The 13,401-nt window shown below is 69.1% G+C and carries 16 protein-coding genes; 9 read left to right on the plus strand and 7 right to left on the minus strand.

Annotated elements, in window-relative coordinates:
- Positions 1–7 precede the first annotated feature (7 nt).
- On the plus strand, positions 8–292 hold the full coding sequence (locus AC3ERS_RS28940) for a hypothetical protein (protein ID WP_431971268.1): 285 nt from the start codon (positions 8–10) through the stop codon (positions 290–292).
- An 11-nt stretch (positions 293–303) separates the two neighbouring features.
- On the plus strand, positions 304–633 hold the full coding sequence (locus AC3ERS_RS28945) for a DUF3349 domain-containing protein (RefSeq protein WP_431971269.1): 330 nt from the start codon (positions 304–306) through the stop codon (positions 631–633).
- 241 nt (positions 634–874) lie between these two features.
- On the opposite strand, the gene AC3ERS_RS28950 is transcribed toward AC3ERS_RS28945, so the two are convergent.
- Together AC3ERS_RS28950 and AC3ERS_RS28955 are read right to left on the minus strand one after the other, a co-directional pair.
- Positions 875–1,099 (minus strand): DUF397 domain-containing protein, encoded by a 225-nt coding sequence (locus tag AC3ERS_RS28950; RefSeq protein ID WP_431971270.1) that lies wholly within the window; start codon positions 1,097–1,099, stop codon positions 875–877.
- A gap of 163 nt (positions 1,100–1,262) precedes the next feature.
- Positions 1,263–2,123 carry a helix-turn-helix domain-containing protein gene (locus AC3ERS_RS28955; protein WP_431971271.1) on the minus strand — a complete coding sequence of 287 codons (861 nt, stop codon included), beginning with the start codon at positions 2,121–2,123 and terminating at the stop codon, positions 1,263–1,265.
- A gap of 190 nt (positions 2,124–2,313) precedes the next feature.
- Between AC3ERS_RS28955 and AC3ERS_RS28960 the strand changes: the two genes are divergently transcribed.
- Entirely contained in the window at positions 2,314–2,604 is a 291-nt protein-coding gene (locus AC3ERS_RS28960; RefSeq protein ID WP_431971272.1) for a hypothetical protein, read from the plus strand.
- A 139-nt stretch (positions 2,605–2,743) separates the two neighbouring features.
- On the plus strand, positions 2,744–3,178 hold the full coding sequence (locus tag AC3ERS_RS28965; protein WP_488186869.1) for a DUF4254 domain-containing protein: 435 nt from the start codon (positions 2,744–2,746) through the stop codon (positions 3,176–3,178).
- 14 nt (positions 3,179–3,192) lie between these two features.
- On the opposite strand, the gene AC3ERS_RS28970 is transcribed toward AC3ERS_RS28965, so the two are convergent.
- The 5 genes from AC3ERS_RS28970 to AC3ERS_RS28990 form a co-directional block, all read right to left on the minus strand.
- Positions 3,193–4,017, minus strand: coding sequence for a class II fructose-bisphosphate aldolase (locus AC3ERS_RS28970; protein WP_431971274.1), 825 nt, complete (start codon positions 4,015–4,017; stop codon positions 3,193–3,195).
- A gap of 16 nt (positions 4,018–4,033) precedes the next feature.
- Positions 4,034–4,987 (minus strand): 1-phosphofructokinase, encoded by a 954-nt coding sequence (locus tag AC3ERS_RS28975; RefSeq protein WP_431971275.1) that lies wholly within the window; start codon positions 4,985–4,987, stop codon positions 4,034–4,036.
- A complete protein-coding gene (locus tag AC3ERS_RS28980; protein ID WP_431971276.1) occupies positions 4,984–6,147 on the minus strand; it encodes an N-acetylglucosamine-6-phosphate deacetylase in 1,164 nt (387 codons plus the stop codon). The genes AC3ERS_RS28975 and AC3ERS_RS28980 overlap by 4 nt, the downstream gene beginning before the upstream one ends.
- Positions 6,148–6,220: 73 nt before the next feature.
- Positions 6,221–7,198, minus strand: a complete 978-nt coding sequence (locus AC3ERS_RS28985; protein ID WP_431971277.1) for an ROK family protein — start codon at positions 7,196–7,198, stop codon at positions 6,221–6,223.
- Between the two features lie 85 nt (positions 7,199–7,283).
- A complete protein-coding gene (locus AC3ERS_RS28990; protein WP_431971278.1) occupies positions 7,284–8,228 on the minus strand; it encodes an SIS domain-containing protein in 945 nt (314 codons plus the stop codon).
- A gap of 126 nt (positions 8,229–8,354) precedes the next feature.
- Between AC3ERS_RS28990 and AC3ERS_RS28995 the strand changes: the two genes are divergently transcribed.
- The 5 genes from AC3ERS_RS28995 (at position 8,355) to AC3ERS_RS29015 (ending at position 13,251) form a co-directional block, all read left to right on the plus strand.
- Complete coding sequence (locus AC3ERS_RS28995; protein ID WP_431971279.1) at positions 8,355–9,599, plus strand: extracellular solute-binding protein; 1,245 nt, start codon at positions 8,355–8,357, stop codon at positions 9,597–9,599.
- A gap of 16 nt (positions 9,600–9,615) precedes the next feature.
- A complete protein-coding gene (locus tag AC3ERS_RS29000; protein WP_431971280.1) occupies positions 9,616–10,482 on the plus strand; it encodes a carbohydrate ABC transporter permease in 867 nt (288 codons plus the stop codon).
- The gene (locus AC3ERS_RS29005; RefSeq protein ID WP_431971281.1) at positions 10,479–11,378 is read left to right on the plus strand and encodes a carbohydrate ABC transporter permease; all 900 of its coding nucleotides are present in this window, start codon (positions 10,479–10,481) and stop codon (positions 11,376–11,378) included. Before AC3ERS_RS29000 ends, AC3ERS_RS29005 begins: the two co-directional genes overlap by 4 nt.
- A 35-nt stretch (positions 11,379–11,413) precedes the next feature.
- Positions 11,414–12,352: an extracellular catalytic domain type 1 short-chain-length polyhydroxyalkanoate depolymerase gene (locus AC3ERS_RS29010; RefSeq protein WP_431971282.1), complete on the plus strand. Its 939-nt coding sequence runs from the start codon at positions 11,414–11,416 to the stop codon at positions 12,350–12,352.
- A gap of 245 nt (positions 12,353–12,597) precedes the next feature.
- Positions 12,598–13,251, plus strand: coding sequence for a TetR/AcrR family transcriptional regulator (locus AC3ERS_RS29015; RefSeq protein WP_431971283.1), 654 nt, complete (start codon positions 12,598–12,600; stop codon positions 13,249–13,251).
- Positions 13,252–13,401 lie beyond the last annotated feature (150 nt).

The following is a 13,401-nucleotide window of genomic DNA, read 5'->3' on the forward strand; positions in this document are numbered from 1 at the left end:
AGCAGCAGTGCACACGCTCGTCACGAACCTGAACTCGCTGTGGAAGGTCGTCGCGGTGTCCCTGGTGCTCGGGGCCGGGCTGCCGATCGTGTTCGCGGTCGGGGTGCGGCTGTGGTCCTCGGCCGATACCGTTGGCCGGGACGGCAGCGTCGCCCGCCGGAACTATCCGGCGCTGGCCGGCGCCTACTCCTGTTTCGCGCTGATCGTCGTCGCGATCGTCACCGGGATCCTCTACACCGCGAAGGCGTTCCTCGCCGCCAAGTTCGGCATTCACCTGTTCGGACAGTCCTGAAGGGCGCTGCATTGACCGATCACACGCAAACCTCCCGGCCCAAGGTGTTGGGCCGCGTCATCGGCTGGCTGCGCGCCGGATACCCGCAGGGCATCCCGCAGTCGGATTACGTCGCGCTGTTCGCCGTGCTGCACCGCCACCTCACCGACTACGAGGTGGCCGCCATCGCCGAGGAGCTGGCGAGCAGCAATCCCGACTCCGAGATCGGCCGCGACGACATCGTGGCCGCGATCGCCAGGATCGCCAAGGAGCAGCCGGATCAGCTCGACGTGGACCGGGTCGCCACGCATCTCGCGGCGGGCGGTTGGCCGCTGTCCGAACCGCTGCCCGACAGCGACTGAGCCAACGCCTGGATCGCTCCCGAACGCTGACTCGCGGGGTGCGGTCCGGCGGCGCCTGCGAGGGAGTGACGCCGCCGGTCCGGCGGTGTGGTGCTCAGGGCAGTGAGCCACCATGTCGCGAAGGGAAGCGGAGCCCCCGCGTGGAGTGCCGCGAGGCCTTCCGTTCGTCGACGGTGTCGATCCTCGGCCACTTCCCTCGAGCGCGGCGGTGGGGAGGCTGGGAGTCGGCTGTGAACCGGGCTCAGCAGCGGTCGAATTCGCCCGCGCGAATGCCCGCGGTGAGCGCCGCCCAGTCCGCGGGCGAGCACGCGAGCATCGGCCGCTCGTCCGGCGCGCCCCGGTACTTGGTGTCCCGGATCAGCACCCGGCCCGGCTCGAACTTGACCTGCACGCAGGCCACGGAATCGCTGGAATACGACGACTTGAACCAGCCCGTCTCGGCTGACGACATGATTCGCTCGCTCATGCCTTCGCCTCGCTGGCGCTCGGCTTCGACATGCGCGATGCGCGCTGGCACAAGATTCGCTCGCTACGCTCGCTCATGCCTTCGCCTCGCTGGCGCTCGGCTTCGACATGCGCGATGCGCGCTGGCACAAGATTCGCTCGCTACGCTCGCTCATAACGCGATGCTACGTGCCGGAAATCTTGCGTTCCAGCGTCGACAGCGACTCTTCGCGCGAAAGTGCTTGTTCCGCCAGAGCGTTCGCGAACAACGTGTCGAGGTGCCGCACCGGCTCGGTCTCCTCGATGACGGCGTGATGGACCAGCGTCTCGGTCCACGCGACATCGGGGATCACCGACTTGTCGAAGCCGAGCAGGTGGAACGTTGCGCCGCCGAGCAATCCGCCGCCGGTCGCCTCGAACGGGATGACGCGCAGGTCGAGAGTCTCGACGTGCTCCTCGATCAGCGCGGCGAGGTGGCGCACCTGGTCCGACATGACCTCGGGGCCGCCGATCTGCTGAGTGAGGGCCGCCTCGTTGACGATCGCGGTGAGCCGCAACGGTTCCGCGCCCTTCAGCCGTTGCTGGCGGCGCAGCCGGATCTCCACCAGCCGGTCGACCTCGACCTGGCGGATCCGCGCGCGATCGTTCGCGATGAGCGCGCGTGCGTAGCCTGCGGTCTGCAAAAGCCCTGGAATCAGGATGCTTTCGTAGGTGCGCACGCTGTCCGCGCCGTGTTCGAGGCCGTACAACCTGCTGATCTCGTCGGACAGCAGTCCGGAGTAGTTCGTCCACCACCCGCGCTGCCTGGCGACGTCGCGAAGCTCGTGCAGCTCTTCGCGTTCCGCCTCGTCGAAATCGAGAAGCTTCATCAGCTCGTCGAGTTTCGATTCGGCGAGGACGCGCTCTTTCTCCACCTTCGACCAGTAGGAGATCGAGAAGCCTAGTTCCTTGGCGATCGCGGACACGCTGACATCGTTCTGCTTTCGCCTCCGCCCGATGCGGAGCATCAGTTCCCGACGCGCGACTGTCGGCGAGAGTGGTGCCATCGTTGGATGGTGTCCTTCCAGCTCTAGCGATGCGTGCAGAGAACCGTACTCCCCGCGCTGACCGGCCCGCACAACGCCGGTCCTTTGGTCAACTTGACTCGCAACGCGATGCTCACCTAGCCTCAGTATGTCTCATGTCACATCGCGGGTGTTCTCCGGCCGGTCCCGCCCGGCGGGATCGAGGGGTCGGATGTCTGTGCATGTTGTGGGTAATTTCTGGATGGTCGGCGATCGGACGCCGCACCAGGCGCGGCGGGTCAGCGACGACGCCTGGGTGGTGTCCTACCTGCGCGGCCGGATGCTGACCACCGAGCAGGCGGCCGCCGCGATGCAGGCGGCCGACACCGTCGCGCTGATGGACGATCTGGCCGCGCACGTGGGACTCACCGCGCTGGAGGCCATCGGCCTCGCGGTCAACGAAAGGCCTTGGGAGAAGGCGCTACCGCGCCGCTTCTTCGGCGATCGCGGCGCTCGCCGCTGACTTCCGGCCGGTCAGCGCGGCTCGCTGCCGCGCGCTCCGGTCCGTGCATGTTTTCCGGCCGCCCTGTCGGCCGGTTCGGGCGTCTCGCCCCTCGTAAGAGCATTGTCCTGCACCATGATCCGAACAAGGGGGATGCGCGGTGGAACCACTGCCATCGAAAAAGCAAGTGCTCAGGGCCTTTCGCGCCGAACCGAGCGACGAACACCCGGTACTGCAAGCCGCCTTCACACTCGGCGGACTGCACGTGCGGCGGCTGAACGCCGAATCCGACTCGACCGGCGACATCGATCAGGACCGGGTGCGCCTGGTGCTCGGCATCGACCGCTGGGTCGCCACCGAGCTGCCGCCCGCGCACGGCGGCGCGCACATGCACACCGAATCCGTCGGGATGGTGATCGATCGTCTCGCCCAGTTCTCCGCCCGCGCCTTCGCCTCCCTGGCGTCGGAACCGGATTGGGTGGTGCACGACGACTGGGAGCGTCTGGCCGAATTGGCGCTCGGCTACCAGGATCTGGCCCTGGAGGTCTCGGCGGGCATCCGCAGGCTGCCCTACCTCGGCGGTCCGTGCCGATGAGCGCCGTGCGGCTTTCAGGCGAGCAGGTGCAGGAAACGCTCGACCTCCGCGCCTATCGCGGCGCGGCCGGGAGCGAGGTATTTGCGCGGATCGGAGAGGTCACCGTCGCCGTCCAGGACGGCGCGGACCGCTTCGGACAGCAGGACATTGAGCCGCGTCGCGATGTTGACCTTGGTCATGCCGTGCTCGACGGCGGCGCGCAGACCCGCGTCGGGCACGCCGGAGGAACCGTGCAGTACCAGGGGCACAGGGACTTTCGCGGAAAGCCTCGCGATGAGTTCGACATCGAGCTCGGCGACGCGGGCGTGCATGGCGTGTGCGGAACCGACCGCGACCGCCAGCGCGTCCACGCCGGTGGCGGTGACGAACTCGACCGCCTCGTCCGGATCGGTGCGGACGCCGGGCGCGTGCGCGCCGTCCTTGCCGCCCACCTCGCCGAGTTCGGCCTCGACGAACACCCCGCGGTCGCGGCACCATTGTGCGACTTCGGCGGTGGCGGCGACATTGCCCGCGTAGTCGAGGGTCGACGCGTCGAACATGATCGACCGGATGCCGAGCTCGACCGCGGCGGCCAACAGGTCGAAGGAGGTGGCGTGGTCGAGGTGCACCGCGACCGGGGCGGAGCTGTCCGCGGCGATCCGCAGGCAGGCCAGCGCCAGCGGGGCGAGAGCTCCGTGATAGCGGACGGTGTTCTCGGAAAGTTGAAGGACCACGGGGCGTTTCGCGGCCTCGGCGGCGCCCGCGATGGCCTCGGCGTGTTCGAGGGTGATGACGTTGAAGGCGCCGAGTCCGCCCGGTCTCGCGGCCGCGATGAGATCGGGTACGGGAGTCAGGGGCATCGGCGGGCCTCCGCGATCATGGCGTGGTCTCTTCGGACTCCGGGGCGGCGAGCTTGTCGACCCGGACGGTCGGTGCGAGACGGGTGCGCAGACAGCGGTCGATCTCCCCGGCCACCGGGATGACCACGGCCGCCGCCGCGGTGGCCACGGCATCGGTGAGGATGGCGGACCAGTCGGGCTCGGTGCGGGCCGACAGCGCCGCGATCACCGCCGCTGCGGCGGAATCGCCCGCACCGGTGGGGTTTCCGGCCAGCGGCTCGGGCAGCGTGGCGAACCAGGCGCCCTCCTCGGTGACCGCGATCATGCCGTCCACGCCGCGGGTGGCGACGACGGCTCGCACGCCGCGATCGATCAGCGGGCGGGCGGCCGCAACCACCTCCTCCGGCGTGCTCGGCGAGCGGCCGGAAATGCGTTCCAGCTCTTCGGTATTCGGCATCAGTACCACGCCGGGGACCGCGCAGGCCAGGCGAAGCGCCTCGCCGTCCACGTCGCAGATGGTCGGCACGCCCGCGGCGACCGCGGAGCGGGCGAGTTCGGCGGGTAGGCCGGGATCTATCCCGCCCGGCAGCGATCCAGAGATCACGAGGCCGTTGATATCGGGAAGCAGACCCGAGACCCGGATGGCGAGTTGCTCGGCGGCGTGCGGGTTGGAGACGCGGGCGCCGGGCTCCCACAGCGCCGTCGCGGTGCCGTCGCGGGATTCGCTGATCACCACTGTCCGCCGGACCCACGGCAGCGCGTGCACGAAATCGACCGGCATCTCCAGTTCGGCGGCGGCGGCGAAGGCGTGGTCGGAGAACCCGGTCGCCCGCGCGTACTTGCCGAGCTGGTTCAGCACCCGCGTCACGTTGATGCCCTTGCCGCCGATCCGCTGCTCGACGGAGCGCACGCGATGCGCCTGCCCGCGTTCGAAGCGCTCCACGCGATAGGTCATGTCGTAGGCGGGATTCATTGTCACAGTGAGGATCACGTCAACCACTGTCCATGTCTGAGCACCCGGCGCAACTGCAGGTCGTCCTCGACAACCAGCAGGTCGGCGTACTGGTCGGTCCGGAGGTCGCCCACGCCGGTGAGGCCGGCGGCGGCGGCTGGCACGGCGGTCGCGGCGCGCACCGCGTCGGGCAGCGGCACGCCGCAGTCCCGGACCGCCCACGAAAGGCATTGCGCCAGAGTCGCCGTGCCGCCGGCGATCGACCCGTTGGCCACCCTGGCCACGCCGTCGACCACCCGGACGGCCTGCGGTCCCAGCCGATATTCGCCGTCCGGCATGCCGGCGGCCTGCATCGCGTCGGTGATCAGCGCGACCTGGCGCGGCGCTGTCGCGAAAACCAGTGCGCCGAAACCGGCGTCGACGTGCACACCGTCGCCGATCAGCTCGACCACCGCGTGGCCCGATGCGGCGGCGATGAGCGCGGCCGCGACCGGACCCGGTTCGCGATGGTGCAGCGGCGGCATGCCGTTGGCGAGGTGGGTCACCAGACGGGCGGAGCCGCTGGGCGCGAGCGCCTGACGGAAGCGGGCGAAATCGGTGTCGCTGTGGCCGAGCGAGATCGCCACGTCGTTGTCGGTGAGCCGTCGGGCGACCGCGTCGTACCCGGGCAGCTCCGGCGCGATGGTGCACACCCGCAGGTGGCCGTCCGCGGCGGCCAGCAGTCGATCGATCAGGGCCGGGTCGGGATCGCGCAGGTAGCGGGCATCCTGGGCGCCGCAGCGGGCCGCCGCGAGGAACGGGCCCTCCGCGTGGATGCCGCCGAGAGTGCCGTCGGCGGCGAGCCCGCGCAGCGTCGCGATCTGCGCGACCATGTCGTCCGCCGGTCCGGTGACCACGCTGGCGAGCACCGTCGTCGAACCGTGCGCGTGGTGGAACTGGGCGGCCGACCGCGCCTCCTCCGCGTCGACGGTGTCGAATCGGTGGCCCGAGCCGCCGTGGTTGTGGATGTCCACGAGGCCGGGCAGGATCAGGCCGGAGAACTTGGGCGGGGCCGAATCCGGGTGGAACGCAAGCCATTCGGTCATCGGGCGGACCGCGACGATCCGGTCGCCGTGCACCGTGACCACGCCGTCGGTCAGGTCGAACGACGCGGAGACGATCCGGCCGCGGATTTCCAGCTCGGTCGAGGTACCCGTCATCGCGCCCCCTTTCGCCGTGCGCCGGCACCGGGGAATCGAGTCTCCGTCGAGCGCTGTGGATCCCGCCGCACGCTCATCGGAGGGCTCCGTGCCTGGCAAAGAGTGTCGCGCCCGCGAGTCCGGCGCGCGCGCCGAATTCGCCGAGCACGACCTTCGGCGCCGGGACCACGCGCAGGCGCTGCGCCAACGCCGCCTGCAAGGGCTCGCTGAGCGCGGCGCCCGCACCGGCCAGGCCGCCGCCGAGCACGACGAGCTCGGGGCAGGCCGCGTGGATGACGCCGAGCAGTCCGTCCGCGAGCGCGTCGACAGCGTCGTCCACCGCGCGCACCGCGTCCGGGTCGTCCGGTATGCGCGCGAAAACCCGCGCCGCGCTGTTCACTCGGCGTCCGGACAACCGGGTGTAGTTGCGTGCGATGGCCGCTCCGGAGGCGAGCGTCTCCACACAGCCGACATTCCCACAGGGGCAGGTCAACCCGTCGATGCGGCGGACCGGGATGTGTCCGTATTCGCCCGCTTGGCCGAACCCGCTGCGCACCAAGCGCCCGCCGACGGCGAGCGTGCCGCTGACGCCGGTGCCGAGGATGATCACCAGCACGTCGTCGTGATCGCGGCCCGCGCCGAAACGCCATTCGGCCCAGCCCGCCACGGCCACATCGTGTTCGATCAGCACCGGGACGCCCCAGCGCCGGGTGAACCGATCGCCGACGTGCACATCGCGCCAGCCGACGTTCCCGCTGAAGACGGCGATCGATCGCGCCGTGTCGACGATGCCGGGCAGCAGGACGGCCGCCCGGCCGAGCTTGCCGCGGCGGTTCGCGGGCACCTTGTCGAGCAGGCTGTCGCCCAGGGCCTCCATCGCCTCGAACGCCGCCGCGCCGCGCGGGGTCGGCACCGCGTCCGCCGCGAGGACCGTGCCGGAGGCGTCGGCGATCTCGCCCTTGATGGTGGTGCCGCCGACGTCCAAGCCCAGGGTGAGCGCATCCGAGGCGAGGGACGAGTCCGCGCTCGAAGCCGGCGCGAGTGCGCTGCTGCCGACGCGGTGCGTGTTCATCTTCGGGAGCGTAGTTACCGTCAGCAATCTTGTCGTCGGCGACTCCGGGAACCGGGGCGGGGGCGCGAACACGGCGGTATACCGGTCATTGGTCCAGGACGACTGACCGATTCAAGCTGCGGGGATGGTCGGGATCCAGGCCGAGGTCGGCGGCGCGGAGGACGCAGAGCCGGTGCACCCGGACCAGTTCCGCCATCGGATCGATATCGCGGTGTTCCAGATGGGCTCCGGTGGCGGCGACATCGGCGGCGAAGTCCGGGACCAGCGGGCCGAGCGCCCAGACCGCGCGGCCGGGAGCGGCGATGCTGATCGGACCGTGCCGGTACTCCGTCGCGAGGTAGGACTCGGCCCAGGACTGGCAGGACTCGCGCAGCTTGAGCCCGGCCTCCTCGGCCAGCGCGCCAGCGAATCCCATGCCGACGAAGGTGATCTGCTCGGCGGCGCGCACGGCGGCCAGCGACCGCGCGGGATCCTCGGCGAGCACGGCGCGCGCCTGCTCGACGGCCCGGCCAAGGTCCTCGCCGAGGTGCCAGCGCAGGATCGCCAGGGTGGTGGTGGCGAAGCGGGTCTGCACCACCGAGTGTTCGTCGACCTCCTCGATGAGGATCGGATCGCCCAACTCCAGCACCGGGGTGCCCGGGCTGCTGCAGATCACCGTGCGCGGGATGTGCGCCGGGATCTCGCGCATCGCCGAGATCACCTCGGTGGTGGTGCCCGAGCGGCAGATGACGAGGTAGCGGTCGTAGTCGCGGCCGCCGCGCACTTGGCTGGCAGGCCAGGCGTCGGTGAGGCCCTGGCCCGCGTCCTCGCGCAGCGCGGCGATCGCGCGCGACATGAACAGCGAAGTACCGCAGCCGATCACGGCCACCCGCTCGCCCGGTCGGGGTAGCGCGGCGCGGTGTTCGGTGGCGGTGTTCGCGGCGCGCGCCCAGTCGTCGGGCTGGGTGGCGACCTCGGTGGCCAGGTGGGTGGCGGGGTCTGAGTTCGCGGAGATCGGCACGAGAACAGCATCGGTCGGATGATCGTTCATGTCAACGTAACGTGCAAAACAGTCACATTCGATCATCAGTCACGCTAGATTCGACCAATCGACACGTTTCGCTTCATCATCGGCGGTCGGTAGGCGCCGGAGGTGCAGATTTGAAAGGTTCACTTCGTGAAACGACCACTCCGCCGCCTGCTCACGGGCGCCGCGCTGGCCGCCGCCCTCGCGGTCGCCTCGTGCGGCTTCGGCTCCGACGATTCCGCCGACTCCGACACCACGATCAACTTCCTCGCCCCGGTCTACAGCGACGGCGCCACCGGAACCAAAGCGCTGTGGGACGGGATCATCGCCGATTTCGAGCGGCAGAACCCGGGCCTGAAGGTGAATCTCCAGCTGGAGTCCTGGAACTCGATCAACGACGTGGTGCGGACCAAGCTCCAGTCGAAGTCCACCACCCCCGACGTACTGAACATCGACGCGTACGCCAGTTTCGCGGGCGACGGAATGCTCTATCCGGCAGCAGAAATCGTCTCCCCGCAGGTGCTCGCCGACATCCAGCCCGGTTTCGCGAAGAACGCCTCGCTCGACGGAACCCAGTACGCGCTGCCGCTGTTCGCCTCCACGCGCACGCTTTTCTACAACACCGAGCTGTTCGCCCGGGCCGGGGTGACCGCACCGCCCAAGACTTGGGCAGAGCTCACCGAGACCGCGGCGAAGATCCAGGCGCTCGGCGACGGCGTATCCGGCTACGGTCTGCCGCTCGGCAGCGAGGAGGCGCAGGGCGAGACCTCGATCTGGACCTTCGGCGCGGGCGGCGACTGGTCGCAGGGTGCTGAGATCACCGTCGACACCCCGGCCAACCTGGAGGGTGTGCGCGCCATGCGCTCGCTCATCGATGCCAGTGCGGCACAGCCGAATCCGGGCGCGACCGACCGGAAGGACGTGATCAACGCGTTCATCCAGGGCAAGGTCGGCATGATCGAGGGCCTGCCGCCCACCATCGGCCAGATCGCCGCCAAGAATCCTGCGCTGAAGTACGCCACCGCGTCCTCACCGACCAAGTCCGGCGAACCGGTGACCCTGGGTGTCGCCGACCATCTCATGGCTTTCGAAAAGGACGGCAGGAAGACCGAGACGATCAAGAAGTTCCTCGACCACTTCTACGCCGCGAGCGTGTACGCGAATTTCGTGAAGCACGAGGGCTTCATCCCGATCACCCAGAGCGGCGCAGCCGAACTCGCGCAGGATCCGGTCACCAAGGCCTTCGCGGCGACGCTGCCGGTGGCCAAGTTCTACCCGAGCAACAACCCGAAATGGGCGGCGGCGCAGGGCGCTATCCGGCAGCAGATGGGCACCATCGCGCAGGGCGCCGACCCGGCGCAGGTGCTCGCCCGCATTCAGGAAGCCGCGAAATAGCGTGCGGCGCAGAGCGATGCTCGCGGCGGTCCCGTGGCTCGGGCCCGCCTTGCTGCTGATCGCGGCGATCGTCGCGTTCCCCGTCGGCTACATGCTGTGGACCAGCACCAGGGACCTCAGCGCCTACGGTCAGGATCGCGGGTCCGCCGGACTGGCGAACTACCGTGCCCTGTTCGACATCGGCGAACTCGGCACGGTGATCGCGCACACCGTGGTCTGGGTGGTCGGTGTCGTGCTGATCACCCTGGTGCTCTCCGCGGCGCTGGCCCAGTTCCTGAACAAGGACTTTCCCGGCCGCACCGCCGTGCGGTTGGCGATCCTGGTGCCGTGGGCGGCCTCGGTGGTGATGACGACGACGATCTTCTACTACATGCTCGATCCCGATGTCGGCATCGCCAACCGCTTCCTCGTCGACATCGGCCTGCTCGACCGGGGTTACGGATTCACCAAGCAGCCGACGCCCGCGTTCCTGGTGGCGATCGGGGTCGCGGTGTTCGTCTCGATCCCGTTCACCACCTACACGATTCTGGCAGGGCTGCAATCGATTCCGGCCGAGATCGAGGAAGCTGGACGAGTCGACGGGGCGGGACCGTGGCAGCGGTACCGCTATCTCACGTTGCCGCAGCTGCGTCCGGCCATCGCCGTCGCCACGGTCATCAACATCATCAACGTGTTCAATTCGCTGCCGATCCTCCAGGTGATCACCGGCAGCATCGCGGGCTTCTCGGCCGACACCACGACGACGCTGACGTTCAAGCTGATCCGGCAGAACCAGCAGGTCGACACCGCCGCCGCGATGAGCGTGCTGAACTTCGCGCTGATCGTGGTGATCATCGCGATCTACGTGCGACTGGTGCGACCGACACGGCAGGTCGACGCATGACCGCCGGGATCGACATCCGGGTGGGCGCTGCCGAAAAGCCCACCGCCGCATCGAGCGACGCGCCCGCGCGAGCGAAGCGTCGTCGCTGGGACCTGACGGCGATCGGCGTCGTGATCGCGGCGATCTTCCTGACGCCGTTCGTCGTGATGGTGCTCGGCTCGTTGAAGAGCAAGGCCGAGATCCTGCGCATCCCACCGACTTACCTGCCGCAGTCCTGGCATCCGGACAACTACGCGACGATGTGGGACACCCCGGAGACACCACTGCCGTTCAACATGGTCAGCACCGTCGTCATCGCGGTCAGCGCCACGCTTCTCGTGCTGGTCGTCGCGGTGCCCGCGGCGTATCACACGGCGCGGCATCGCTTTCCGGGACGCGCCGCGTTCCTCGGCTTGGTGCTGATCACGCAGATGTTGCAGCCGACGGTGCTGGTGACCGGGCTGATCCGGCAGTTCTTCGCGCTCGGCGTCAACGACACCTGGCTGGCCATGATCCTGGTGAACGCCGCGTTCAATCTGTCCTTCGCGGTGTGGATCCTGCACAGCTTCTTCGCCGCCATCCCGGTGGAGATCGAGGAAGCGGCCCAGTTGGACGGGCTGAACCGCTGGCAGATCCTGACCAAAGTCAGTCTGCCGCTGGTATGGCCGGGCATCGTCACCGCGACCATCTTCACGATCGTCGCCTGCTGGAACGAATTCGCGGCGAGCCTGGTCGTGCTCACCACGCCGGAGAATCAGCCGCTGTCGGTGGCGTTGACCAAGTTCGTCGGCCAGTACGACACCGCGTGGCAGTACGTGTTCGCGATCTCCACAGTGGGCATCGTTCCGGTGGTCGTCCTGTTCGCCCTCATCGAGAAGCGCTTGGTCTCGGGATTGACCGCGGGCAGCGTGAAGTGAGGCGATGCGCGTGCCGGGCTCCTACCATCGACACCGTGCTGAAAACGTTGGCCTGCGCCGCCGTCTGCGCGGCCTTGGTCCTGACCGCCGCCTGTGGGCGTTCGGTCGCGAAGAGTCCCGACGATCCCTACCTCACCCTCGACCACGCGGGCGTCCAACGCCACTACCTCGTGCATCGCCCCGCGGCGCCCGCTCAGGGGCGTCCCGCGGCGGTCCTGGTCTTCCACGGCGGAGGAGGCAGCGCCGCGCAGATGGCGGAGACGAGCGGTTTCAACCGGGTGGCCGACGCCAACGGCTTCCTCGCGGTCTATCCCGATGGCGTCGACAGGTCGTGGAACGACGGCAGGGGCGCCGACACCCGGGCGGGCGCGGCCGGTGTCGATGACGTCGGCTTCGTGGCGGCGCTGATCGACCACCTGATCGCCGCCTACGACGTCGACCCGGCCCGGGTCTACGCCACCGGGATGTCCAACGGCGGCATGCTCACCCAGTATCTGGGTTGCCGCCTGAGCGCCGAGCTCGCCGCGATCGCGCCGGTGGCCGGTTCGCTCGCCGTCGCGAACGAGCCCGATTGCACCCTGGCCCAACCACTTCCGGTGCTCCAGATGCACGGGACAGCGGACGGGATCGTGCCGTACGAAGGCGGGGTCGTGCGGGTCACGTCGGGTAATCGCGGCGGCGCGGGTACCCAGCCCGTCCTCTCGGTGGCGGCCACTCAGCAGCTGTGGCGGGCGAAGAACAACTGCCCGCCGCCGGTCAGCAGCCAGCTGCCCGCGCGCACCGACGACGGCACGTCCGTCACGATCGACACGTCGCGGTGCCCGGGAAATGCCGAGGTCGTTCTCTACACGATCGTCAACGGCGGGCACACCTGGCCAGGGAGCGAGGGGCGTCTGCCCGAGGCTCTGGTCGGCCCCGTCAGCCACCAGTTCGACGCGTCGGAGACCATCTGGAAGTTCTTCGCCGCCCACTGATCGCGCTGCCTGCACAGCCCGATGCGCGGCGTTCCGACGAGCCGCCGCGCTCGACCCTGCGATCAGCGATCCCGCCCGCTCCGAACGAGCGAGAAATGTCGAAATCTGTTGCTACCCAATGCTACAAGCGTTCATCATCCGGTGGATCGCATGCGCCGAAGAGATCGTCGGATGATCTGCGCGAGCCCGTCTCCGCTGCCTCCGGCGGCCGGGATAGCGCACCGAAGACGGGTAGCATCGAGCCCGTGGCACGGCACGACGGCGGATCCACGGACGGGCGCAATTACGCGGGACTGTCCAAGGAACAGCGCGTGGCGCAGCGGCGGACCCGGCTCATCGACGCCGCACTGGAACTGTTCGGCACCCAGGGGTACGCGACCACGTCCATCGAGCGCCTGTGCACCGTCGCGAACGTCTCCACCCGTAGCTTCTACGAGGACGTGGGCAGCCGGGAGGCGTTGCTGATCGCCCTGGTGGACCGGATCACCACGCGGGCCGTGGCGCGGGCTTCGGAAATGTTGGCGCACACCGAAAACGAGCCGTTGGCGAACAGGGTGGCCGCGGGGTTCCGCGCCTACCTCGAGGTGACCTGCGCCGACCAGCGGTCCGCGCGAGTCTGCTACGTCGAGGTGGTGGGAGTCAGCCCGGCGGTCGAGGAATGGCGCAGAAAACAGCGCGGGCTGCTCTCGGCGCTGCTGATCGGCGAGGCCGAGCGCGCCGTCGAACGCGGCGAGACCAAGCCCCGCCGCTTCGATCTGTTCGCCCTCGCGGTGCTCGGTGCGGTGAACTCGTTGGCGCAGGAACTGGTGCAGAGCACCCAGCCCGACGTGCGAATCTCGCTGGACGACATCTGCGAGGAGATCGCCTACGTGGTCAATTCCGGGCTCGCCGCGGGGTAGGCCCTGCGTCGAAGTCCGATCCGGCGCCTCCGCGGCCCAGATCGCCGCCTGGCCGCGTTGTCGTCGTCACCGATACAACCCCGGTATCGGCTCCTCCTCCGCCTTGCCAGGCGACGATCTGAGCCACGGATGCATCCGGCCGGACTTCGA

Source organism: Nocardia sp. bgisy134 (assembly GCF_057708325.1).